The sequence below is a fragment of the Bacteroidota bacterium genome (assembly GCA_013360915.1).
In the GTDB taxonomy this organism is placed as follows: Bacteria; Bacteroidota; JABWAT01; order JABWAT01; family JABWAT01; genus JABWAT01.
This window is the reverse complement of record JABWAT010000024.1, coordinates 1-23,908: the sequence shown is the minus strand read 5'-3', so window position 1 is coordinate 23,908 and position 23,908 is coordinate 1. Positions and strand designations below refer to the sequence as shown.

Annotated in this window: 18 protein-coding genes; 10 read left to right on the top strand and 8 right to left on the bottom strand. The window is 52.0% G+C overall.

Annotated elements, in window-relative coordinates; genetic code table 11:
• Window positions 1-20 precede the first annotated feature (20 nt).
• Window positions 21-2,252: a TonB-dependent receptor gene (locus tag HUU10_14650; protein NUQ82842.1), complete on the bottom strand. Its 2,232-nt coding sequence runs from the start codon at window positions 2,250-2,252 to the stop codon at window positions 21-23.
• Between the two features lie 172 nt (window positions 2,253-2,424).
• Between HUU10_14650 and hypB the strand changes: the two genes are divergently transcribed.
• The 5 genes from hypB (at window position 2,425) to HUU10_14625 (ending at window position 6,529) form a co-directional block, all read left to right on the top strand.
• A complete protein-coding gene (gene hypB, locus HUU10_14645; GenBank protein NUQ82841.1) occupies window positions 2,425-3,078 on the top strand; it encodes a hydrogenase nickel incorporation protein HypB in 654 nt (217 codons plus the stop codon).
• Between the two features lie 135 nt (window positions 3,079-3,213).
• Window positions 3,214-3,936: a sialate O-acetylesterase gene (locus HUU10_14640; protein ID NUQ82840.1), complete on the top strand. Its 723-nt coding sequence runs from the start codon at window positions 3,214-3,216 to the stop codon at window positions 3,934-3,936.
• Between the two features lie 217 nt (window positions 3,937-4,153).
• Complete coding sequence (locus tag HUU10_14635; protein ID NUQ82839.1) at window positions 4,154-4,396, top strand: HypC/HybG/HupF family hydrogenase formation chaperone; 243 nt, start codon at window positions 4,154-4,156, stop codon at window positions 4,394-4,396.
• Window positions 4,393-5,508, top strand: a complete 1,116-nt coding sequence (gene hypD, locus HUU10_14630) for a hydrogenase formation protein HypD (GenBank protein NUQ82838.1) — start codon at window positions 4,393-4,395, stop codon at window positions 5,506-5,508. The genes HUU10_14635 and hypD overlap by 4 nt, the downstream gene beginning before the upstream one ends.
• A gap of 28 nt (window positions 5,509-5,536) precedes the next feature.
• Window positions 5,537-6,529 (top strand): sigma-54-dependent Fis family transcriptional regulator, encoded by a 993-nt coding sequence (locus tag HUU10_14625; GenBank protein ID NUQ82837.1) that lies wholly within the window; start codon window positions 5,537-5,539, stop codon window positions 6,527-6,529.
• Here HUU10_14625 and HUU10_14620 read toward each other — a convergent pair.
• Genes HUU10_14620 through HUU10_14600 form a run of 5 tightly spaced genes read right to left on the bottom strand, consistent with a single transcriptional unit; the run spans window position 6,526 to window position 10,824 of the window.
• Complete coding sequence (locus HUU10_14620) at window positions 6,526-7,002, bottom strand: hydrogenase maturation protease (GenBank protein ID NUQ82836.1); 477 nt, start codon at window positions 7,000-7,002, stop codon at window positions 6,526-6,528. The two genes, HUU10_14625 and HUU10_14620, sit on opposite strands and share 4 nt — an antisense overlap.
• Window positions 6,986-7,714, bottom strand: a complete 729-nt coding sequence (gene cybH, locus HUU10_14615) for a Ni/Fe-hydrogenase, b-type cytochrome subunit (GenBank protein NUQ82835.1) — start codon at window positions 7,712-7,714, stop codon at window positions 6,986-6,988. The genes HUU10_14620 and cybH overlap by 17 nt, the downstream gene beginning before the upstream one ends.
• An 11-nt stretch (window positions 7,715-7,725) precedes the next feature.
• A complete protein-coding gene (locus HUU10_14610; protein NUQ82834.1) occupies window positions 7,726-9,444 on the bottom strand; it encodes a nickel-dependent hydrogenase large subunit in 1,719 nt (572 codons plus the stop codon).
• Window positions 9,445-9,446: 2 nt separating this feature from the next.
• Window positions 9,447-10,571: a hydrogenase small subunit gene (locus tag HUU10_14605; GenBank protein ID NUQ82833.1), complete on the bottom strand. Its 1,125-nt coding sequence runs from the start codon at window positions 10,569-10,571 to the stop codon at window positions 9,447-9,449.
• The gene (locus HUU10_14600) at window positions 10,561-10,824 is read right to left on the bottom strand and encodes a hypothetical protein (protein NUQ82832.1); all 264 of its coding nucleotides are present in this window, start codon (window positions 10,822-10,824) and stop codon (window positions 10,561-10,563) included. Before HUU10_14600 ends, HUU10_14605 begins: the two co-directional genes overlap by 11 nt.
• 174 nt (window positions 10,825-10,998) lie before the next feature.
• Here HUU10_14600 and hypE point away from each other — a divergent pair, with 174 nt between their 5' ends.
• Window positions 10,999-12,042, top strand: a complete 1,044-nt coding sequence (hypE, locus tag HUU10_14595) for a hydrogenase expression/formation protein HypE (protein ID NUQ82831.1) — start codon at window positions 10,999-11,001, stop codon at window positions 12,040-12,042.
• Between the two features lie 511 nt (window positions 12,043-12,553).
• Here hypE and HUU10_14590 read toward each other — a convergent pair.
• Window positions 12,554-13,801 (bottom strand): T9SS type A sorting domain-containing protein, encoded by a 1,248-nt coding sequence (locus HUU10_14590; GenBank protein ID NUQ82830.1) that lies wholly within the window; start codon window positions 13,799-13,801, stop codon window positions 12,554-12,556.
• A gap of 340 nt (window positions 13,802-14,141) precedes the next feature.
• A complete protein-coding gene (locus tag HUU10_14585) occupies window positions 14,142-14,732 on the bottom strand; it encodes a DNA-3-methyladenine glycosylase (protein NUQ82829.1) in 591 nt (196 codons plus the stop codon).
• A 119-nt stretch (window positions 14,733-14,851) separates the two neighbouring features.
• Between HUU10_14585 and def the strand changes: the two genes are divergently transcribed.
• From def to HUU10_14565, 4 genes are all read left to right on the top strand, one after another.
• A complete protein-coding gene (gene def / locus HUU10_14580) occupies window positions 14,852-15,406 on the top strand; it encodes a peptide deformylase (protein NUQ82828.1) in 555 nt (184 codons plus the stop codon).
• Window positions 15,407-15,467: 61 nt separating this feature from the next.
• Entirely contained in the window at window positions 15,468-21,668 is a 6,201-nt protein-coding gene (locus HUU10_14575) for a T9SS type A sorting domain-containing protein (protein NUQ82827.1), read from the top strand.
• 31 nt (window positions 21,669-21,699) lie between these two features.
• Window positions 21,700-22,239 carry a hypothetical protein gene (locus HUU10_14570; protein ID NUQ82826.1) on the top strand — a complete coding sequence of 180 codons (540 nt, stop codon included), beginning with the start codon at window positions 21,700-21,702 and terminating at the stop codon, window positions 22,237-22,239.
• Between the two features lie 109 nt (window positions 22,240-22,348).
• The coding region (locus HUU10_14565; protein ID NUQ82825.1) for a hypothetical protein at window positions 22,349-23,908 on the top strand (1,560 nt) is incomplete at its 3' end.

The following is a 23,908-nucleotide window of genomic DNA, read 5'->3' as shown; positions in this document are numbered from 1 at the left end:
GTCTGTTCAATCAGAAAAAATCAGAATTTAAAGGAAATTTCAACCGTTGGCAGAATGGGAATCAGACGCACATCGGTGACGGCGGGCGGTGTTCCCGGTTCGGAAAACTCGTAATCGCGGAACCAGACATTCCGGTGGTTGTACACGTTGTAAATGTTAAACGAAAGCCTCCAGGCGGCTCCCCACGCTTCCCAGGTGCGGGCTGCCGACAGATCCATGCGGTGGTACGGCTCGAGCCGGTAGGCGTTTTTCGGTCCGGCGCGCAGGTATTTGCGGGTTTCACCCGGGGGTCCCAGTTCATAATACCCGGTGGGAACGGTGTAAGTGGAACCGGTGGTGTACACGAAATTGCCGCCAAGTGACCAGCGGTTGCCGAGATCGTAAGTTGCGGTCACCACGATGTTATGCGTAAAATCCCACTTGGCCGGGTACCAGTCTCCGTTGTTGATTTCATCGAATTGACGTTCGGTTTCCGACCAGGTGTAGCCGATCCAGCCAGTGAGTGCTTCCCGCTGTTTCTGCATAAAGACTTCGAACCCACGCGACAGTCCTTTTCCGATAAAAAACACCTTGTTCAGATCGCGCTCATTCAGTTCATTTTCCCGGCGGAATTCGGTGATGTTCTGCATGGGTTTCACATAGGTCTCGATGTTGAGCAGATACTGACCCCCAAAGCGGTAATCCATGCCGGCAATGTACTGTTGGGCCGTTTGCGGACGTATCGTTTCATCGATGGGGAACCAGAGATCGGCAAAGGAAGCCACATCGTTCACGTTGACGGTGGTGTATTGAATGTAATGTCCGGCCGAGGCGGTAAAGGCCAGGTTTTCGGTCTGCTGATACCGGGCCTGCAACCGTGGTTCAACAAGATGGCGTTTGCCGGGAGCATAAAAGGTATAACGCACACCGGGAGTCAGGGTCAGCAGGGCATCGGGGCGCCAGTCATCCTGAATGAAGGCCGAGAGTAACCACGGTTCTTCCACAATGTTATTCTGAAAACCGGTATCGCCGATCCGGTTATTGTAAGAAAACCGGAACCGGCTGAAGGAGGCGCCCACTTTCATCCGGTGGTCGGGTGAAGGTGCATATTCCGCGGTGGATTTCACGGTCCAGTCTTCGATCTGATTCACAAACCGGATGTCGAAGCCATTGCCCAGTTCGGCGCGGGTTTCATTGTAAAACCGGCTGTAGGAACCAATGGTGGTGATGAACCAGTCATCCGATAAAATGCGGGTCCATTCCAGGGCGGCAATCCGGTTTCCCCAATCCAGATTCAGTTTCTGGCGCGGACCCGAATCGGGCAGATTGTTATATGCCAGAATATCATCACCGGTGTAGACCGATAGTGCCAGACGGTTATCCTCAATGGCATCGACCGTCATTTTGAAGTTAAAATCGTAGAAATAATAATCGGGAATTTCATCCGAGTCCACCAAAGAGGTGAACAGATCGAGGTAGGTGCGCCGGCCGGATATCATGTAGGATCCGTATTTCCACGGTCCTTCGGCCTGAAGGCGTGAACTGATCAGACCAATACCACCCGACACATCGGTTTTATTCCGGTTACCATCCTTGTTGGTGACATCGAGCACGGCGGCCAGCCGGCCACCATATTCCACCGGAAATCCGCCTTTCATCAGTTTCACATCCTTGACTGCATCGGGATTAAACGTGCTGAAAAATCCGAACAGGTGAGATGGATTGTAGACGGTCACCCCATCGAGCAGAATGAGATTCTGATCGGGTGATCCGCCCCGGATGTAAAGGCCGGAACTGATTTCATTCACCGACTGCACACCGGGAATCAGTTTGAGTGTGCGAAGGATGTCGGGCTCACCGATGCTGGGCAGACGCTGCAGACTGGCGGCCGACAGACTGATGGTGGATACCGTGTTTTCAAAAGCAGGACCGCCTTCATCCTCGACCAGGATTTCACCGGTCACCACATCGGCCGGTTTCAGTTCAATGGTCACGCGCGACATTTTCCCATCGGTCACCTCGACCGGTTTCTCCAGAGTCTGATAGCCCAGGTAGCTGACCCTGAGTTTATGCACGCCGGCCGGAAGTCCGGCCAGGGTGAAAAATCCGCGCTGATTGGTGACGGCCCCGCGCGACAGGGCGGGAATGAAGACATTGGCGCTGATGAGCGGTTCGCCGGTGGAACCATCCCGTACATAGCCGTTAATGCCAGAAGTGGCGAGGGTGCCGGTTTCGAGGGTTCCGGCGAGCAGAAAAAAAAGTAGTGTTGTCATGTGGATGCTAAAACAGAAAGCCCGTTGGTTTGCGTTCCGGTTTGGGCGACCGGTTTGCGTTTGTTACGATTTGTTACCAATTGGACTGATTACAATTCAATTAAGTCTGTGTGGTCCGGTTGGACCACTGATCGGATTCGGTGTAAATTGAACTGAAATCCTGGAGGAAACCATGCCTGTCATCACCGTGGAACGGAAAGTGTTGGCGAAAAACGACGAAGTGGCTGCAGCGAACCGCGAATTGTTCGGCAAGCGCGGCCTGTTTACCATCAACATGCTCAGTTCGCCGGGCTCGGGTAAGACGACCCTTATCGAAAAAACGCTCGGTCTGCTGAATCCGGAACTACGGGTGCAGGTGATTGAAGGAGATATTCAGACCGATCTGGATGCGCAGCGGGTGTCGGCACTGGGCGTTCCGGTGGTGCAGATTGTAACCAACGGAGCCTGTCATCTGGAAGCGCAACTGGTTCAGGATTCTTTTCGCCAACTGCCCGATGAACCGGCCGATCTGCTGATTATTGAAAATGTGGGAAATCTGGTTTGTCCCTCCGGCTATGATCTGGGTGAGGACCTGAAGGTGGTGGTTCTTTCCATCACCGAAGGTGCAGATAAGCCACTGAAATACCCGAAAATGTTCCGCAATGCCACGGTCCTGCTGATCAATAAATCTGATCTGGAGCCGTATGTCGATTGTAAAGTGGCCGATGTGAAAGCCAATGCTCTTTCCATCAATCCGGATCTGACGGTGTTTGCCGTTTCGGCCCGGTCGGGTGCCGGACTTGCAGACTGGGTAAAGTGGCTGGAAGGGAAAGCCGGGAGGAGATAGGGGAAAGGGGAAAGAATTCAGAATTCAGAATTCAGAATTCAGAAGACAGAATGCCTCCGTTACCATTTATGAATATTTCACAAAATGAATGATCAATTGAAATTGGTGACAGGATTAAAAACCAGCTGAACGTACATGAATAAAAAACTAACCTGGCTTTTAGTGATTTCTCTTGCACTGAACGGGGTGTTGCTGGTCTATGCAGGTCGGCATTTCTATTACAGGTTTGTGAACAATCCAGCTGTTGAATCCACTCGCCCAGCCGATAGGCCCAAACTGTCACATTTCATGGGAAAGGACGATGTTTTTCAAGCCCTGCCTGATGACAGCAATGAAGTGATCATGTTGGGAAATTCCCTGACCGATCATTTTGAATGGCATGAACTGTTTCCTGGAGTTAATATTAAAAATCGTGGCATTCATGCAGACCAGATTCAAAGCGTCAAAGCACGGATTGATGAGGTCATCCGATCGAAACCGAAAGCCATTTTCCTTGAAATCGGAATCAATGATCTTATTAAGGGACGGGATAAAGATTCAGTTCTTTCTGATTACCTGGGTCTGGTCAATGTCATTCGTTCCGGATCAGGGAAAACACAGCTATTTATACAAAGCTTGTTACCGACAAACCGAAAGAGCGAGACCACGGGTGCAGACTTAACTGAATCGGTCAAGTATATAAATGAACAATTGAAGGATTATTGCAGGAAAAATCAATTTGTATTTATTGACCTGTATGCCGGCATGGTTGAAAACGGCTTTCTGAAAAAAGAGTTTGATTCTGGCGATGGCCTGCACCTGAGCGGAAAAGGGTATTTGTATTGGATCAGCCAGATTGAATCGTATGTGCTTAAATAAAGGAGACAGTAGTTAGGTGACGGAAAAACCCTTACCCTTCCCCGACTTCATCGGGGTAAACTTTCACCTCAGGATCCGGATTTTACTGATCACTGTTCTCTGTTCTCGGTCCCTGCACTTCGATGGTGCTCAGTGACCAGGCAAAGTCGAAGGGCTGATTTTTGTTTTCATATCCTTTAACTCTTAACTCTTAACTCTTAACTCTTAACTGAAAAATATGTGTCTCGCCATACCAGGAAAAGTACTCTCGATTAATCAGGATGATGCCATGCTGCGGATGGGAAAAGTGTCCTTTGCCGGCGTGGTGAAAGATATCTCGCTGCAATGGGTTCCTGAAGCCGTGGTGGGGGATTATGTGTTGGTTCATGTGGGATTTGCCTTGAACATCATTGATCAGGAAGAGGCCGAAAAAACCCTTGAACTGCTGCGTGAACTGGGAGAAGGAGAGGTGCCGCAATGAAGTATCAGGATGAATACCGCGATGCCGATCTGGTTCGCCGGCTGGCAGCGGAACTGGAACACATCACCACCCGCGACTGGACACTCATGGAAATCTGCGGGGGCCAGACGCACTCCATTCTGAAATATGGCATCGATGACTTTCTTCCGCCGGAAATCCGTCTGGTGCATGGACCTGGCTGCCCCGTCTGTGTGACACCGCTGGAACTGATTGATCAGGCGCTGACCATTGCCCGTATGCCCGGCGTGATTCTGACGACCTTTGGCGATATGATGCGCGTGCCCGGATCGGAAACCGACTTTCTGACGCTTAAAGCCAATGGGGTTGATATCCGGATGGTGTACTCACCGCTCGATGCGGTTCGTCTGGCAGAACGAACCCCGGATAAGGAGATCGTTTTTTTTGGTGTCGGATTTGAAACCACCTCTCCGGCCAACGCCATGGCCGTCAAAGTGGCCGCTCAATTGGGCTTGAGGAATTTTTCCCTGCTGGCCAGCCAGGTGTTGGTCCCGCCCGCCATCCGGTTTCTGATGTCGCAGCCCGATTGTGAAATACAGGGTTTTCTGGCTGCGGGTCATGTGTGTACCGTTATGGGCTATGAAGAGTATGAACCGCTGGCCGAGGAGTTTTCCATTCCCATTGTAGTGACGGGTTTTGAACCGGTGGATATTTTGTCGGGAGTATTGCAGGTCGTCCGGCAACTGGAATCGGGATCGGTGTCGGTGGTGAATCAGTATAACCGGATTGTCCGACGGGAAGGTAATGTGCAGGCCCGTCAATTGCTGAAGGATCTGTTTACCATCACCGACCGGAACTGGCGGGGAATTGGTGAAATACCATCCTCGGGATTCCGGTTACGTGAGGAATATGCGGCGTGGGATGCAGAGAAAAAATTCAATGTTGGCTCGATCAAAACAAAGGAATCGGCCGACTGCATGGCCGGGCAGGTCATGATGGGAAAGGCAGAGCCCACCGACTGTCCGCTGTTCGGAACGGTTTGCAATCCGGAACGACCGGTAGGTGCCCCCATGGTGTCATCGGAAGGAGCCTGTGCGGCGTACTTTACCTACCGCAGACGGGAATCGATGGCGGGAGAAACGGACCAGATCTGATTACTGACATTCAGAAAGGAAAGAGCCCATGGAAAATCCGGTGGTGATCATCAGTCGGAATCCACGGATTCAGGAGCTGCTCCGGAATCTGGATCGGGTCATTCCGACCCAGACCACCATCCTGATAACCGGCGAGACCGGAACCGGTAAGGAAGTGCTTGCCGATTACATCCATCAGACGAGCGACCGGGCTCCTTTCCCTTTTGTAAAACTTTCCCTCTCGGCCATGCCTGAAGATTTGCTGGCAAGCGAATTGTTTGGTCATGAGCGGGGTGCCTATACCAGTGCCACCACCGAAAAAAAGGGACTGTTCGAGGTGGCCAATCGCGGGACCCTGTTTCTTGATGACATTGATGATGTGCCTCTTTCCATTCAGACGAAATTGTTGCGGTTTCTTGAATCGGGGGACATGATCAGAGTCGGGGGCATCCATCCTGTCAAAGTGGATGTCCGGTTGGTGGTTGCCTCCAAAGTCAACCTGAAGAAAATGGTGGATTCCGGTCGGTTCCGGTCCGATTTATACTACCGGCTTCACGTCTATCCGGTTCAGCTTCCTCCATTGCGGGACCGTCGGGAAGACATTCCCCTGCTGGTTGATTTTTTCAACAGACAATTCGGCAACGGAGCGCCGATACGGCTGGATGAAAAGGTGTTGTCCCGTTTAATGGCGCATGACTGGCCGGGAAACATCAGAGAGCTGAAAAATGTGGTTCACCGTCTGGTTTTGCTGAATGATTCAAAAACCGGTTTGCCGGATTTACCAGAAGATTTTCTGCCATTCGGATTTTCATCTGTTTCTGGAACGGATTGCCTTTCCTGTCTGATCGGACAGGAAAAAACATTTGAGCAGGTGGTGCACTGTCTTGAAGGTCGGCTGATACGGTATGCAATGGCAGAAACGGGTGGAAACAAGCAGCAGGCTGCTCACCGTCTGGGCTTGAGCCCGTCTACGTTTCGTGACAAACTGGAGCGGGTTGAAAAGGGAGGAATATCTATCTATTCATCCTGTTCGGATTGTTAAGAAATCACCACTTCTTCAGCAATCAAATTTATCACTTCACGGATCACATCCGGAATAACCGCACGGATGGCAGGCGATAATTCACCGGTAATAAGATTTGATTCCTTCACCGAAATGGTGATCAGGTGGACCGCAGGCTGATCTCCCAAAAGCTGAGCCGTCCGGACCAGATCGGCAAGTCCGATGTCATGTGCAGAGAGAGACGACGGGTAGTCCGCGGCAAACCGGGGATGGCGGATGGTGATGGTACCTTCCGGCTGGTTATCCAGGCAGGCATCAATCAGTATCAGTCTCGGGAAAGTTCTGAAGCACTCCAGCAGAAGAAAGCCACCGGTACCGCCATCAAGCAGATGCCAGCCGTGGGGCAGTTTCTCTTTGCCGAGTCCGGCGATGACGGCAGGACCGATGCCCTCATCGCCGAGAAGCACGTTACCGATTCCGAGAATCAAACCGCTATCAGGTTGAGGATGCATTGGATTGTTGTTCTTCTTTCTGCAGGTCGTGAAATTTTTTACGGCTGATAAATTTCCACCCTCCCACCATCGAGGTGGTGACACCGCTCCCATCCACGTAATCATGGAAAAAGACCAGATAAACATGAAAGATGGTGAACACAATCAGAAGCCACATGATTGCGTGATGCCACTGTCTGGCTGCAAGATCACCACCCATCAGCGGGATGATCCATGAAAAGGATTGAGCAATCCAGGAATGACTCATGGCAGCATAGAGACCAAATCCGGTCACAATTTCAAAAATGAATGCCAGATAGACGATGAAGTAGGTGAAATAGGCAATGGAATTATGGGCCGGTGATTCGATATCCTTGTGTTTAAACTGAAACACATCCACAGTCAGAACATCAAGCATGTTTTTCAGATGCTTCTTTCTGTAAGGAAAAAAATTCCGCCAGTGAACGTATTTATTTCCGACAAATCCCCAATAAATCCGGATGATGAAATTAAAGAGGAAGACATAGGCGGCCACAAAGTGGATAAACCGGACCCATCCGAACCAGTAGCTCATCGAGGCATCATTCCCGCCATGCTGCAGAACGATCGGATCCCCGATCAGATAGCCCGTCACAATCAGGACCCCGACGGTGATTACGGTAACCCAGTGAAAAAACCGGACGGGCAGTTCCCACACATAAATGCGGTAAAGTTGTTCTGCTTTCCGAAGCATGTGATCCTCCTTTACCAGGTTCCGATCTGGTGAATGTAACTGCCTTTTTCATCATACAAATGCACCGCACAGGCCAGACAGGGATCGAAACTGTGAATGGTGCGGAGCACTTCGAGCGGATTGAGAGGATCGGCAACAGGTGTTCCGATCAGTGATGATTCATACGCTGACATCTGTCCTTTGGAGTCGCGGGGAGAGGCATTCCAGGTACTTGGCACCACCATCTGGTAATTCTCGGTCTTCTTGTTTTTAATGACAATCCAGTGGGCAAGCGCTCCCCGGGGTGCTTCAGAAAGTCCCACTCCCTTTGCCGTTTCTGGCCAGAGATCGGGATCCCATTTGGCGTCATTGAAAGTCCGCGTATCCCCGTTCCGGATGTTCGAAACCAGTTGATTGTAAAATTCAAGCGACCAGCGACTGACCAATCGGGTTTCGATTCCGCGTGCGGCGGTCCGCCCAAGCGTGGAAAAAAGAGCGGTGACCGGTACGTTCAGATCACGGAGGGCAGCACCCACTGTTTCTTTGATTTCCTCCTGTCCGGCAGCATAACCCACCAGCATGCGTGAAAGCGGTCCGACCTCAACAGGAAATCCCTTCCAGCGCGGTGTTTTCAGCCAGCTGTATTTTTCTTCCACCTTCAGATGCTCATAGGGTGGTTTTGGTCCGGAATAGGCCAGATTGGTTACTCCATTCCAGGGGTGTTTTCCAACTTCATCACCTTCCAGATACTCATACCATGATCTGGAAATGAACTCCTTGATCTGTTCGGGATCTTTTCCATCTACTTCATATACTTTTGAGAGATCGCGGTTGAGGATGACTCCACGTGGAAATTTGAATGAGGATGGATCGGTAAATTGGTTGGTTGGCAGATCGCCATATGCCAGATAATTCTCGAGACCACCACCAATGGCTCCCCACTCTTTGTAGAAGGAGGCAATGGCCATCAGATCTGGCAGATAAACCTGCTCAACAAAGGTGTGAGCCTCATCGAGAAGATGTTTCACAAGGGCCAGGCGCTCGGCATTAATGGCGTTCGATTCCTCAATGTTAAAAGAACAGGGGACTCCGCCGACGAGATAATTCGGGTGCGGATTCTTTCCGCCGAAAACCGCATGAATTCTCACCACTTCCTTCTGCCATTCCAGTGCATCGAGGTAATGAGAAACCGCCATCAGGTTGGCTTCCGGAGGCAGATGATAGGCCTTGTGACCCCAGTATCCTTTGGAAAAAATTCCCAACTGACCACTGTCCACAAATCCCTTCAGCCTTTTTTGCAAATCCCGGAAATGACCAACGGAGCTTTTGGGCCAGGATGATATGGATTGTGCCAGCCGTGCTGTTTCTGCCGGATCGGCTTTCAGGGCACTGACCACATCGACCCAATCGAGTGCATGAAGATGATAAAAGTGAACCACATGGTCCTGCATGTACTGAGTGCAGAACATGATATTTCTGATCAGGTCGGCGTTGGGTGGAATCTGGTAATCCAGTGCATCTTCCACCGCCCTGACCGAGGCAAGTGCATGAACTGTTGTGCAGACTCCGCAGACCCGCTCCACAAAGGCCCAGACATCGCGGGGGTCGCGGTCTTTCACAATCAGTTCAATTCCCCGGACCATGGTGCCGGCGCTGTAGGCATCGACGACCTTGCCGTTTCTGACTTCGATTTCCAGCCGGAGGTGACCTTCGATTCTCGTCACCGGATCGATGACAATGCGTTCAGCCATGATTATTCTCCTTCTTCCTTGATGGGCTCATCCTCGCGGACGCTTTCATCGATATGTTTTCTGATCACTTTTTTCTTGGCAACATTCGTAACCACCGCATGGGTCAGAATTCCGGCACCGGTGGCAATTCCCAGACCCAGTCCGATGGTGTCAGCATTGGTCTCAATTCCAAATCCGGGAAAAGAGGCCAGATGCTGGTAAAAGGGACCGTGATCCCAGAAATTGGCTTCGCTGCATCCGATACATCCATGTCCGCTCTGAATCGGAAAACTGGTTCCGTCATTCCATCGTGTCACCCCGCAGGCATTGTAGGTCACAGGTCCCCTGCAGCCAACCTTGTAAAGGCAATATCCCTTTCGGGCATTTTCATCATCGAATTGTTCGACAAATAAGCCGGCATCGTAATTTGGGCGACGATAACAGGTATCATGAACCCGCCGGCTGTAAAAGGCCATGGGCCGTCCCAAACCATCGAGATGCGGAATGGAACCGAATGCCATCAGGTGAACAATGATTCCAGCCATAACCTCACCGATGGGCGGACATCCAGGTACCTTGATTATGGGCTTGCCGTGGATCAGTTCGTGAATGGGAGTGGCACCGGTCGGATTCGGGTAGGCACCCTGAACACATCCGTTGCTGGCACAGCTTCCCCAAGCGATGATGGCTTTTGCTCCTCCGGCTACTTCTTCGAGGATAGATCCGGCCGTTTTTCCGCCAATACAGCAGTAAACTCCATTTTCTTTTGTGGGTACCGATCCTTCAATCAGCAGCAGATAGTTACCATTGTTAGCCTTTATGGTTTCCTGAAGTGCAGCTTCTGCCTGATGACCGCTCGCCGCCATAAGGGTTTCACTGTAATCAAGAGAAATGGTATTCAGAAGCATATCGGCTACAATGGGATGGGAGCTTCTTAAAAACGATTCGCTGCAGCAGGTGCACTCCTGAAAATGCATCCAGATGACGGCCGGTCGTTTCTGAGTTTCCATGGCGTGGACCACTTTTCCGATTCCGGTGGATTCAATCCCGATAAAAGCACCTACCCAGGCACAGAATTTCAGAAAATCCCGTCGGGAATATCCTCTGGACTGCATGTCTTCCCACAGGGTCTTGTCTTTATTGTTCATCTGGAGTCTCCTTTTCGAATGGCTGCAAGGATTGAGTGCTCTTTGGTGGGTTTGATTCTGAAAAACCAGGCTCACAATGCAGAGGGACAGAATCCCCCAACCGGATGGTGGTTTCCTGTACAACAGTCTGAATCACCTGCCGGGGTACCAGTAAAGTAAGTGTGGCATCGCTGTCAGTAGTGATTACCGAGACAACTGTTGATTCAATGACGATACCACCGGGCAACCGGTGACTGAGGTGTATTGAATGCATGAAAGACCCCTTTACAACAACCTTGCCGGAATGAAAAGCATGTTTCGGGATGGCTTTAAACAGTCACGTTGGTTCAGGTCCGCGGATTTCCGGTAAGTGGTCACGGATTTCCGTGACGATTAAGCTGAGTGGAAACCGATCGGCAGATTTGCCATCTTACAAACTGAGGCACCCATGACAACCCACTTTTCCTGTCCCATTCCGGTCACTACCCACACGCAGATTCTTCTCGGTCATGGCTCGGGCGGAACTCTGATGAATCAATTGCTTGAAAAGCACATTTTTTCCCGGTTCCGTAACAGCATGATTCAGGAGCGGCATGACGGAGCGATGCTACCTGTGCAAACGGGAACGCTGGCTTTTTCCACCGACAGCTATGTCGTCCATCCGCTGATTTTTCCCGGAGGTACCATCGGCGATCTGGCGGTGAACGGAACGGTCAATGATCTGGCCATGTGCGGCGCCATTCCGCGGTATCTGTCGCTGGCTTTTATCATCGAGGAAGGGTTGCCGCTTTCAACCTTTGAAGTCATTCTGGAATCCATTGCGACATCTGCCGCCGCCGCCGGAGTGGAAATCGTCACCGGTGATACCAAAGTTGTTGAGCGTGGGAAGGGGGATGGACTTTTCATCAACACATCGGGCATCGGCACCATTCCAACAGGAATTTCCATCCGGCCAGCCAACATCCGTCCGGGCGATCAGATTCTGGTGAACGGACCGGTGGCAGCGCATGGCATGGCAATCATGGCGGTGCGGGATGGATTGGAGTTTGATGCTCCGATTCTGAGCGATTCCCGTCCGTTAAACGGATTGGTCCAGGCCATGCTGGCGGCCGATCCCACCATCCGGGTGATGCGTGATGCCACCCGTGGTGGTCTCTCGAGTGCCCTCAATGAACTGGCCACCGCCTGCAGTCACACCATCCGGATACGTGAAACTGACATTCCCATCGATGAACCGGTGGCGGCCGCTTGTGAACTGCTCGGATTTGATCCGTTGTACGTGGCCAATGAAGGGGTGTTTGTGTCATTCGTGGCCGCTGAAACGGCACAAAAGGTTCTTCAGGTGATGCGGAACCATCCGGCCGGTGAACGGGCGGCCATCATCGGCGAGGTGACTTCAGAAGCCACACCGCGGGTAATCATGAAAACCCGCATTGGTTCTAACCGGGTGGTTGATATGCTGGCGGGGGATCAGTTGCCGAGAATCTGCTGATTTCCTTAACCCAGAATGGGAAATGCGTTTTAACGCAGAGACGCCAAGGTTAAATACAGAAGACCGCAAAGTTTTTTTTGGTTTTAATACGAATACCTCAGCGTTCTTTACGAATATTTTGCGTCGTTGCGTTTAAATACGTTTTAACGCAGAGACGCCAAGGTTAAATACAGAAGACCGCAAAGTTTTTTTTGGTTTTAATACGAATACATCAGCGTTCTTTACGAATATTTTGCGTCGTTGCGTTTAAATACGTTTTAACGCAGAGACGCCAAGGTTAAATACAGAAGACCGCAAAGTTTTTTTTTGGTTTTAATACGAATACATCAGCGTTCTTTGCGAATACATTGCGTCGTTGCGTTTAAATGCATTTTAACGCAGAGAGTGCAAAGAGAAATTCAAGAAGACCACAAAGTTTTTTTTTGGTTTTAATACGAATACATCAGCGTTCTTTGTGAATATGTTGCGTCATTGCGTTTAAATGTCTTCTAAACATCGAAGCAAGAAAATCCTACTTCAGGATCACCACTTTTCTGGTCATCTGCCTTCCCTCACCTTCCGCACGAATAAACGCCACCTGACTGGACAGCCCGGCGGCATCTATCCGGAAAGAATGACTGCCTGGTCCGACCGGACCGGCATACACTTGCTGCAAGATCTGCCCGGTGATTGAATAAAGGGTCAGGTTCACGTTGGTGGAGTGATGTACAGTCAGATCGAACTGCGCGGATGGATTGACCGGATTCGGGTAAACAATTCCAAGGGAAAAAGCAGAAGGCAGTTCTGGTTCCTTAACCGAAACCGGTGTTTTCTTTACTGCCTGATGGTACACACCCGTGCTGGTTGAAATCCAGAGGGTGTCATTCAACGTCACCATGTCATACACCACGGTTCCCGGCCACCATTGAGTCTGGTTCCAGGTAAGTCCGTCATCACCCGACGTGAGCAGGTAAGATCCCGTCAGTCTGGATAAAAACACGTACACCGAATCACCACTTTGCACCATGGGAGCGAAGGAAAAAAACCGGCTTGAAGGAGCAACGTGGGTAAACGGTCCGGATACGGAAGACGCGCGGTAAATTCCGTTGGTGGCCGACAGCAACAGTGAGCCTGAATCCGTCCGGACACCGCCCAGAATAAAAAGAATCTCTCCTGAGAACGTGCCGAATGGAGTATGCGACCAATCCGATCCATCGGGTGACCGGTAGGCAAAGGTTCCATTGGCTCCGGCCGACGCAATCAGGGTATCGCCATCGGTAAAAAGCTGATTGATGTTGTAGTGCAGGTTGCTGATCAGTCCGGAATTCATGGCCTGCCAGGTGTTGCCGTTTAACTGATAAACCCCGCTGCCGACGGTTCCCGTCACCACCTGATTTTTCCAAACCGTCAGTGACTGAGGATAAAGGAATTGAGGAGGATCTCCGAACACCGGGTAACCCGCCGTTAACGGCTCCCAGGAGTCACCCTGATTGTCACTCCGATAAACGGCGCCATCAAGTACACCGGCATACCAGTTTTGCTGATGAGTGGTGAAGGAAGCCACCAGATCGATATCAGACTGTATGGATTTGAACTCCCAACCGGACTTTTCATTTTCCCGGATCCAGACACCGGATGATCCGGTAACGACCAGTTGCCCGCCATCGGAATGAAGATCGTACAGTTCCGGATCAGTGACGGAAGGTTCATGAATCCACTGTGCCACCGACAGGAACGGTGACAGGAAAAACAAACCAGACAGAATCGTGCTTTTTAACATTCAGACCTCATTAATCCGGGGAGTCGTACGGACGGGAGAGCGGATGGGTTTCGTAAATACGTTTTAACGCAGAGAACGCAAGATTTTTTAATATGGACGCAAAGGCGCTAAGGCGCAAAGATTTATTTGATTTTTAAATACAGGAACATCTGCGGTCTTTGCTCTTCTCTGCTACCTCTGCGGTAAAATTGCTTCACCGCAGAGAGCGCAAAGAGAAATTCAAGAAGACCGCAAAGATTTTTTGGTTTTTAATACAAGAACCTCAGCGTTCTTTGCGAATACGTTGCGTCATTGCGTTAAATGCGTTTTTACGCGTTTAAAGGAAATTGAAATTCAGCATTTACTCTCCTGGCACCCATACAAACCGGTACGGCAGCCTGGCATCGTCACCGGCATAGTCCACTCCGATCCGGGGGGTGACTTTCACTTCTGTATCAGGGACGACCACTCCCCGGTCTTCAATCCAGATGCGGTTGCCTGTCAGATCGGTTCGATCATCTGCACGGGTAATCCCTAGAGCCTGACACACCGTTCCCGGTCCGGCGGCAAGCGGTGTTTTTGGTTTCGGAAATCCACGGCGTTCGTGCATGAACTCTATGCCATCCACCGGAAAAATGGAACGGATCAGAATGGCATGGGGTTCCCCTTCCGGACCGGTGACCACGTTCATCATGTGATGAAGTCCGTAACACAGATACACGTAAGCCACTCCGCCCGGGTGGTACATGGTCTCTGTGCGGGCCGTGCGCCTCCCGTTCCATGCATGCGAAGCACGGTCTGTGACACCGGCATAGGCTTCACACTCCGAAATCCAGCCGGAGGTGAGTTGATCACCCTGAACCGTCACCACCAATTTGCCAATCAGGTCCCTTGCCATGCGAACCACGTCACGGGATTGGTAAAAGTCACGATTCAGTTTGCGTTGTGTCATCAGATGTCTCGATTTTTGTTGCCACCTTTTTCAGGTATTCTGCAGTGCAGATTCTGAAGGCGTTGGATGAAACAGCCTCGGTTGTAAAGATATTGAAATATTGAGTAGTCAGAGTCACCATGAGTATTCTCAAAGTTGCCCGGATGGGTCATCCGGTTTTAAAGAAAATCGCAGAACCGGTTCCGGTTGAAGACATCCGTTCAGACCGGATTCAGCGTCTGATCGAAGATCTGATTGAAACCATGGCGGAGTATCACGGCGTGGGTCTGGCAGCACCTCAGGTGCATGAATCCCTGCAGATTTCGGTGATCGAAGTGAAATCGAATCCGCGGTATCCCCATGCAACCGTCATTCCTCTGACGGTTCTGATCAATCCGGTGATTACACCCCTGACCGGTGAAAAACGCTATGGCTGGGAAGGATGTCTGTCGCTTCCGGGTTTACGGGGTGCGGTTCCGCGGTTTACAAAAGTCAGAGTGCAGGCCTTTGACCGGATGGGTCAGCCCCTCGATTTTGAAGCCAGCGGATTCGAAGCGGTGGTGATTCAGCATGAAACCGACCATTTATTCGGGACCCTGTTTATCGAACGGATGGATGATCTGAAACAATTGTATTTCGAAAAAGAATGGGACCGGTATGCCGGACCGCTTACTCAGCTTCCCGTGATTGATTGAAAGCCGGTTAGGCAGACCGACCTTTCCGGAACGGATTATTTCATAAAACACATACAGAACCATGAAACGACTTTTACTGATTTTTTCACTTCTGATTCCGGTTGCAGTTACCGCACAGGTTCCCCGTTTCCTGACGGCGGATATGACGAATCAATCGGGGACCTCCGGTTCAAAGGACTATTCGACCGGTTATGACTTCGAGTCACTGTCCTTTGGCAGTTACCGGTTTGTTGCCAGTGCCGATGCCTCGGGTGACCGGTACTTCCGGTTCAGGAACACCAGCGGAACCGACCGTCGCCCCGCTTCCAACGGAGATGTCATTTCCCTGAATCAGAATTCGGCTTATACCTCCATTTTTGATGGAAATTTTAACGCCTTCCGTATCACCGGGACGAATACAGGTTACCGCTACATTTTCAAGACCAATGCCGGGGTCACCCAGGTCGCGGTTATTGAAATACAGGGAACCAACCTTCGGTCGATTTCAACCGTATCGCAGTCTCCGGTGGCCGGATCGGTTTTTCACGGTCAGACGGTGACCGTTTCGGTGACCCTGTCGGGTGCATTCGATGCGGGCCAGGCCGCCTGGCTGCGATACACCACCGATGGTTACGCCACCTCCACCGTGGTGAAACTGACGGGATCCGGAACGAGCTATTCGGCTGAGATTCCGGCCTCGGTTAATCAGGCAGGTACCACCGTGTCTTATTACCTGCTGACCTCGGGAGATTATGGCTCCATGACTGGTTCGCTGGCCGACCTGCTCACCATCAACGGGAACAACAATGGTGGATCGAACTACTCCTACACCGTTCAGGCATGGACAACTGCTCAGGCCGGAAACTGGAGTGCCGCCGCTACCTGGACTGCCAATGCCGTTCCCCCAACAGCTTCCAACATGGGGAATGTGTCGGTGAATCATACCGTCCTGCTCGATCAGAATGCATTGATTGCCGGGGCCACCATTGCAGGCGGACAAACCCTCACGGTTGACAACGGCATCACCCTGATCACCACCAACGGGATTTCGAACAGCGGATCCTTTCAGGTCAACGGCACCCTGCAGATCAATGCCGGTGGTTATACCAACAACGCCCCTGCATACGGCTCATCATCCACCCTCATTTACAACACAGGCGGTTCTTACAATCGCAACATCGAATGGTCATCGGCGGACGGACCCGGTTACCCGGCCAACGTGATCATTCAGGGATCCACCAATCTGTCCATGGGATCCGGATCCGGGTCCCTGGCAGCTTCAGGAACGGTAACGGTAGCCAGCGGATCGACCTTTTCACTCGGAACCCGGACCGGGGCCATCACCATTGCCGGTGATTTTTCCTGCAGCGGAACCACCACACTTTCCAGTAATTCAGGTGGTGATCTGATCCTTCAGGGAAATGGTTCCTTTCCATCGGGAAGTACGTTTACCGCGAACAACCGTGCACTGGTCTTTACCGGCTCGGCCGATCAGACCCTGACGATGTCGGGAACCGGATCGGTGGCCTATTTGCTGGTGAACAAACCATCGGGTGATCTCGTGCTTGGATCCGGCATCACGGTGAACGGATCCACCGGAAATATTCTGCAGATTCAGAATGACGGCGGCATCGATCTGAATGGTCAGACACTGACTGTATCGGGAACCGGTACCGGCATTCTGGTGGCCGGGACCAATGGTGCCACGGCCCGCCGGATCGAAGGCGCTTCGGGAACCCTGCTCCTGCAAACCGGCACACAAACCATTTCATCCTCCGATTCACGAACCCTTTCCATCGGAAGCAACATTATGATGTCCCTGACTGCGGGCTGCGATTTCGGGGCCTCGCTGACGACCATCAACGGAACCCTGAGACTCAATCCGGGTGGATTCGTGAGCACCAATGCGCCGGTGTATGCAGCCGGGTCGGTGCTCTCGTACAACACAGGTGGTGTCTATGGCCGTGCGCTGGAATGGTCCTCTACCTCGGGGGCCGGGTACCCGCATCATGTCTCGGTATCGGGAAACACCACGGTCAACCTGTCCAACGGCGGATCCGCCATCCGGCAACTGGCCGGCAATCTGTCTGTGGAATCCGGATCGACCCTGTCGCTGAATGGAATGACTCATTCGGTCACGGTATTGGGAACCACATCGGTTGACGGAACCCTATCGATGGGCAACGCGAGTGCCCTGCTGACCCTTACCGGAAATGCACAAATCAACGGAACCCTGTCGCTTGGTACCTCCTCGGGCGGAGATGTATCGGTGAGCGGAAATCTCGCTTTCAGTTCTTCTTCCACGTTTACCGGGAATAACCGGGCCATTTTCTTTGCCGGAAATGGCACTCAGGTACTCAGCCGGCCATCGGGGTCTCTGACCGTTCCGTACCTGGTCATCGGATCGGGATCCAATGTGTCCATGGTACAGCTTTCAGGGGTAAATCTTACCGTATCGGCTCCGCTGGGTGGCAATGCCATCAGCTTCAATTCGGCATCGGACCGGTTCGACATCAATGGCCGTTCTCTCACGGTATCCAACGGAGCCATCAGCGGCCCGGGACAGTTTCGCGGATCGGCTTCCTCCTCTCTTTCCATCCAGGGAACGGGAAATGCAGGAACCTTCACGTTTGAATCGGGTTACCGGTCGCTTGCCAATCTCACAATGGACCGTACTTCCTCGGGTCGGGCCACGCTGGCCAATGATATGACGGTAACCGGTTCTCTGGGTCTGACCAATGGTGATCTGATCATCAACGGAACCACCCTTACCCTGACCGGTTCGGTGGAGCGCTCGTCGGGTGCCATCTGGTCCGAAGCAGCCACGCCCGGATCGCTGACTCTTTATGGCAGCGGAACCGGCGGAACCGTGGCTTTTTCTGCCGGGAATCAGACGCTTACAGCTCTGACCATGAATCAGTCCGGACGTGAATTGAACCTGGCCGGATCGGTGACCATTACCAGCAGTCTGGCGGTACAGGCCGGGACTCTCGATCTCAATGGCAATCACATCGTCACACTGGGGTCATCCGCCACGGTTTCCGAATCGGAAGGAAACAGCGTGATCAACTCCAATCCATCCGGAACGGGGTACATCACCATTACCATTGCCCCCGGCACGGCGATGTCAGGTCTGAATCCGGGATCTCTTGGTCTGGAACTGACCTCCGGCACCGATCCGGGAAATGTGACGATCCGCCGGTATCACACGGCCCGTTCCATTTTCGGTCTTGAATCGGTCAAACGGTATTTCGCTGTGGCACCTGATAACAATTCAGGAACGGCGGTCACCTTCAGGTATAACGAACTGAACGATCTGAATTACAGCTATGAATCCAATCTGCGACTGTACGAATCGACCGATGCCACCACCTGGACCCTTCGTCCGACTTCCTCGGTCAGCACGGCACAAAATCTGGTATCAGAATCGGGATTGGGCGGATTCGCTGCTTACTACACCGTTGCAGAGGAACTTTATGCCACGGTAGCCGACGGAAACTGGACCAGCACCTCCACCTGGTCGGGCGGATCGGTTCCGCCGGATGGATCGACCGTTTCCATTGGTCATCAGGTCACGCTGGATACCAGTCCGGCCATGGCCACCGTTCTGATTGCCGCAGCCGGGGAACTTGATCTTTCGACAGAGAGTCTGCTCATTCAGGACGGAGGCCGTCTGATCAACAACGGCACCTTCACCGCATCCGGAGGAACGGTGACCTTTGATAGCAATGGGCGGATTGATGGTTCTGCGGCTCCGGTTTTCTACGATCTGAAAGCTGAAAACGGAACGGTATCCACCTTTGGAAACTGGACGGTTACCAATTCCTTTGCGGCCGGAACCGGAACCATTTCCATGCGGAATGCCGGTTCCATCACGACAGCTGCCACGTTTAACAACCTGATTCTGGAATCGGGAACCCGCACACTCACGGCCGACATTGGTATCGGGGGAACCCTGCAGGTGGTATCGGGTGATCTGCGCACCTCGGGAGCCCGGAACCTGACCATGAGCGGAGCCAACACAGCGATTCAGGTGGAATCCGGCGGAACCATATCTGGAACCGATGTGGGAGTGGGCAACGACCTGACTCTGGTGATTTCCGGGTCGCTCTGTACCGTGGGCGGATCCCGGTCAGAAACCGGCGCCACCACCGGACGCCTGTTTTTTAATACCACCGTTAACAACGGTTCAACACTGGCGCTCAGCCGTCCTTTTCTGGTGAAATATGGCACCTTTGCAGTCAACGGAACCTTGCAACTCAATGCAAACGGTCTGGTAGAAACCGGAGTGGTGAGTTCCCTTCCACCTGCTTACGGATCGGGGGGAAGCCTGGTCTATGCGACCGGAACCTCAGTCACTGCAACAGCCTCTGAATGGCCGGGCACGTCGCAACCCTCCTCGGTCACTGTAAATAACAACACGTCTCTGACCCTGCCGGCCTCGTTTTCAAGAACGCTGACCGGGCATCTGAACCTGACCAGCGGCTCACTTTCGGATGGCGGAAACACGCTGACCGTCCAGGGAAATCTCACCGGATCGGGCACACACACCGGCGCGGGGTCGATTACCTTATCGGGCGGATCCTCCGCGCATCAGATCAGCGGAGTGACCTCTGAAAACCTGATTCTCTCGGATGTGCAGGGGGCGGCTCTCACCGGCAATCTGGTGGTGACCGGGACCCTCACCCTGACCACCGGCACCTTGTCGGTCGGAAACCGGACGCTCGAAATACGGAATCCGATTGCAGGAACACCGGCCAATCTTTCCACCACATCCTTGTCCGGTTTGGTGGTTGCCGGCTCGGCCGGATCCATTTCCATTCCATCCGCTGTCAGCAATCTGAATACTCTGACAGTCACCAACTCATCGGCCGGCGTGTCGCTTAACGGACCCTTGTCATTGGCCGGGACGCTGACCATTGGTGCCGGAGCCAGCCTTCTGAACACCGGAAACAACCTGACGGCTGCCGGAAATCTGGTGAACAATGGAGCCTTTACCGGGTCTGGTCGTGTGATCATCACCGGGGCGCCGGGGTCGGTCACCGCCTCGGGAACCGGGACCTGGTCCAATCTGGAACTGAATCAGGCAGCCGGTTTATCGCTGGCTTCACCATTGCAGGTGATTGATGAACTGCGGCTTACCGCCGGAATAATCACCACCGGGGCACATCTGGTCAGTCTGGGGTCTGCTCCCGCCGCACCAGGAAACCTTATCCGGACCAACGGTCATGTGAACGGAACGTTCCGTCGCTGGTTCGATGCCGTGACCACCACCCAGTCCCTCCTTCCGGTGGGAACCTACCAGGATTATCAACCGCTGAGTGTCTCATTTACCACGGCGCCCACCACTGGCGGCACACTGACCGCGCGGGTGATGACCGCCGATGCCGGCGGGTCCGGACTTCCCCTGCTGGATGGAACCTATCCGGTTAACACAGCCTCACAGGACCGCTACTGGGTGTGCACCAGCGGGGACGGACTGACCGGCGGGGTTTTTGATCTTGATATTCTGGCCACCAATCTGCCGGGTGTGGAAAGTCCGGGTTACCAGAACCTGCGGTTGCTCAGCCGTCTCAATTCCGGTTCGCCCTGGACGCTTCAGGGAACACACGCCGGGGCAACCGGTACAGCTTCCGCACCGGTTATCAGCCGCACCGGACTGACGGCGTTTGGTGAATTCACCGCGGGGTCCGATCTGTCCGATAACTCACTTCCGGTGGAATTGATCCGTTTTACCGCCGACCAGTCGGGACGTCAGATCACCCTTAGCTGGTCAACGGCCAGTGAAACGAATCTGGCTGCCTTTCAGGTCTTTCGTCTGAATGGGGCGGAACGTCACCCGGTTGCTGTGGTTTTTCCGGAACAGGCCTCCTCTGCTGCAGAACGGAGTTACTCGGTCACGGATCGGCTGAGTGCTTCGACCCGTCAGTTGGTGACATGGGAACTGGAAACCACCGATCTGGATGGAACCGTGACCCGTTGCCCGGTTCTGGCCACTCTGGAGGTGGAACCCATGCCCGACCGCTTTGCCATGCACCCGGCCTACCCGAATCCGTTTAATGCCGGCACGGTGATCCGGTTCGATCTTCCCGAACAGACTGTCCTTCGTCTGGATGTGTTCGATGTGACCGGTCGTCTGGTTTCAACGCTCAGTGATCAGGAGTGGCCGGCCGGTTACCACGCCATCCGGTGGGAGCCATCCGGAGTGGCTTCCGGTCTGTATCTGGTGCGTCTGGTGACGCCAGAGGCCTCGAAGGTTCATCGTGTAACACTGATCCGGTAACGGATTTTCCTGAAAGGATCTGTTTGTAACCATGCGATTTCTGATTTTTTGTCTGATGCTTTCCTTTCCCGTAAGGATGGAAGCCCAATCCAAACCATGGATGTTGACCGCTGAACTGGATCCGTTGCCCTATCTGACCGGAGGTTATTTTGCTGCCTTAACAGCCGGAACTGAGCAATGGAGAGGCCGGGTGCTGGTGGCGGATGTCAACATGCCGCCGATGATCTATCCGGAGCGGTTCGGGGACTTTCACGTTCTTTCGTTGGCTGCCTTACTGGACTATTACCCGGCTGGCCGGGAGGATGGTTTCTGGTATGCAGCGGGTCTGGTTCACTGGGATGGATCGATCCGGCATGAGGATTCAGGTCAGACCGCCCGTTGGTCCAACTGGCTGGTAAATGCAAGCATGGGCTATCTCTGGAACTGGAACTCCCGACTGGCATTCAGTCCGTGGGCGGGAGTGAGTGTCCGTGTGGCCGGACCTTCTGCAGTAACGGTTGGATCTACCCGGTTCCGGCCGGCGGCTCTGATGCCCGAAGCGTCGTTGAAAATGATAGTTTTTCTGTGGTAATCAGACTAAATCCGGATAAAGCGTTATGATTGTGTTAATCCCCTGCCCGATGGTTGAGACTTGACCGCCGGAGGGTTACCTTTAGCCTTTTCAAACCAAGGAGTCTTAAATGAAAAAATTGCTCGCGATTCTTGCACTGACCCTTTCCGCCGGGATGGCTGTGGGGCAGGTAACTGAAGATTTTGAATCAGGTACAAAAACAGCCTATGCTGCTGCAGATGTTACACTCGGTTCAGGAACTTGGACTTTAACAGATGCCCTTTTGGGAACCACAGCTTCGGACCGTTTTAATGGAACGAAATCAGTCCGATTAAGAAATGGTTCTCTAACAATGAAGTTTAATGCTTCTACAGCCGGTACAGTTTCAGTTTATCATGCACTTTATGGCTCAGATGCATCTCAAACATGGAAACTTCAGCAATCAATTGATGATGGTGCAAATTGGACTGATGTTGGATCCGCTGTTACCACTTCTTCTACATCACTTGCCCAAGTAAGCTTTGTTGTGGATCTCAACAGTCCAGTTCGATTCCAAATTGTAAAAACAAGTGGTGGAACCACACGGATTAATATTGATGACTTTTCAATTACAGCATTCGGAGCGAATACTGCCCCTTCAATTACTGATGTTGCAAGAACAGCTTATATTCCTGAACCAGTAGATAATTTAACAGTGACCAGTACGATAACTGATAATGGTTCAATTTCTGCTGCCTATCTCAGATACACCATTAATGGGGGAGAAATAGATTCCAGCTTGGCAACCAACACCAGTGGTTCTTCTTACTCTGCGACAATCAGTTCAGAACTTATTTCGGATGGTGATTTTGTTGTTTATTCCTATTCGGCATTGGATAATCTTGGTGCATATTCTAAGTCAACTGATTCGAAAGTTTTCGTTGGTACTACATCAATAAGCACTCTTCGTGTTAATGATATGAACGGACTGAACGTTTATAATAATTCAGTTGCCCGTATTGTTGGAACAGCATCATTTCCGAATGGTGTAACTAGTGCCACCAATATGGATTGGTATTTACAGGACGAGTCAGCCGGGATAAACATTTTTAAATTCGGCGATGCAAGTTTTCCTGTTGAAATTGGTACCAAGTATACAGTGTCAGGAGTTGTCACTCCCTTTAATGGTCGACTTGAAATTGTTCCTTCTTCAACCTCGAACATTGTAAATTCCGGCAGTGGAATACTTCCTGATCCAACCACCGTTGTTGTTCCTTCTGTTGCAGGTTTTTTAGCCTCACCAGAGGATTATGAAGGTGAATTGGCTTCATTTAAAAATGTTCAAATTTCATCAGGTACCTGGCCTGCAACATCAACATTTGTAACAACTCTTCTTGTCTCAGATGATGGGGGTGTAAATTCAATTGCATTATATATAAACACCACAACTGGTGGAATTGAACAAGTTGGTACTTTTGATGTAGTTGGTATTATTCGCCAGGATGATAACACAAGTCCTTTCAATGCTGCCTATCAGATTGTTCCACGTTCTGCTGATGATTTTTATCCAGCCAACACCCTGCCCGTCGAACTGGCTTCCTTCACAGCTTCCGCTTTCGGCTCCGGTGCAAAACTGGTCTGGTCCACCAAAACCGAGCAGAACAATGCCGGATTTGAAGTGGAAAGAAAAACCACCGGTAACTGGACTTCC

Bases quoted from the DNA above. Each gene is read 5' to 3' on its own strand.
- HUU10_14650 (NUQ82842.1), bottom strand. From the start codon at position 2,252: ATGACAACACTACTTTTTTTTCTGCTCGCCGGAACCCTCGAAACCGGC.
- hypB (NUQ82841.1), top strand. From the start codon at position 2,425: ATGCCTGTCATCACCGTGGAACGGAAAGTGTTGGCGAAAAACGACGAA.
- HUU10_14640 (NUQ82840.1), top strand. From the start codon at position 3,214: ATGAATAAAAAACTAACCTGGCTTTTAGTGATTTCTCTTGCACTGAAC.
- HUU10_14635 (NUQ82839.1), top strand. From the start codon at position 4,154: ATGTGTCTCGCCATACCAGGAAAAGTACTCTCGATTAATCAGGATGAT.
- hypD (NUQ82838.1), top strand. From the start codon at position 4,393: ATGAAGTATCAGGATGAATACCGCGATGCCGATCTGGTTCGCCGGCTG.
- HUU10_14625 (NUQ82837.1), top strand. From the start codon at position 5,537: ATGGAAAATCCGGTGGTGATCATCAGTCGGAATCCACGGATTCAGGAG.
- HUU10_14620 (NUQ82836.1), bottom strand. From the start codon at position 7,002: ATGCATCCTCAACCTGATAGCGGTTTGATTCTCGGAATCGGTAACGTG.
- cybH (NUQ82835.1), bottom strand. From the start codon at position 7,714: ATGCTTCGGAAAGCAGAACAACTTTACCGCATTTATGTGTGGGAACTG.
- HUU10_14610 (NUQ82834.1), bottom strand. From the start codon at position 9,444: ATGGCTGAACGCATTGTCATCGATCCGGTGACGAGAATCGAAGGTCAC.
- HUU10_14605 (NUQ82833.1), bottom strand. From the start codon at position 10,571: ATGAACAATAAAGACAAGACCCTGTGGGAAGACATGCAGTCCAGAGGA.
- HUU10_14600 (NUQ82832.1), bottom strand. From the start codon at position 10,824: ATGCATTCAATACACCTCAGTCACCGGTTGCCCGGTGGTATCGTCATT.
- hypE (NUQ82831.1), top strand. From the start codon at position 10,999: ATGACAACCCACTTTTCCTGTCCCATTCCGGTCACTACCCACACGCAG.
- HUU10_14590 (NUQ82830.1), bottom strand. From the start codon at position 13,801: ATGTTAAAAAGCACGATTCTGTCTGGTTTGTTTTTCCTGTCACCGTTC.
- HUU10_14585 (NUQ82829.1), bottom strand. From the start codon at position 14,732: ATGACACAACGCAAACTGAATCGTGACTTTTACCAATCCCGTGACGTG.
- def (NUQ82828.1), top strand. From the start codon at position 14,852: ATGAGTATTCTCAAAGTTGCCCGGATGGGTCATCCGGTTTTAAAGAAA.
- HUU10_14575 (NUQ82827.1), top strand. From the start codon at position 15,468: ATGAAACGACTTTTACTGATTTTTTCACTTCTGATTCCGGTTGCAGTT.
- HUU10_14570 (NUQ82826.1), top strand. From the start codon at position 21,700: ATGCGATTTCTGATTTTTTGTCTGATGCTTTCCTTTCCCGTAAGGATG.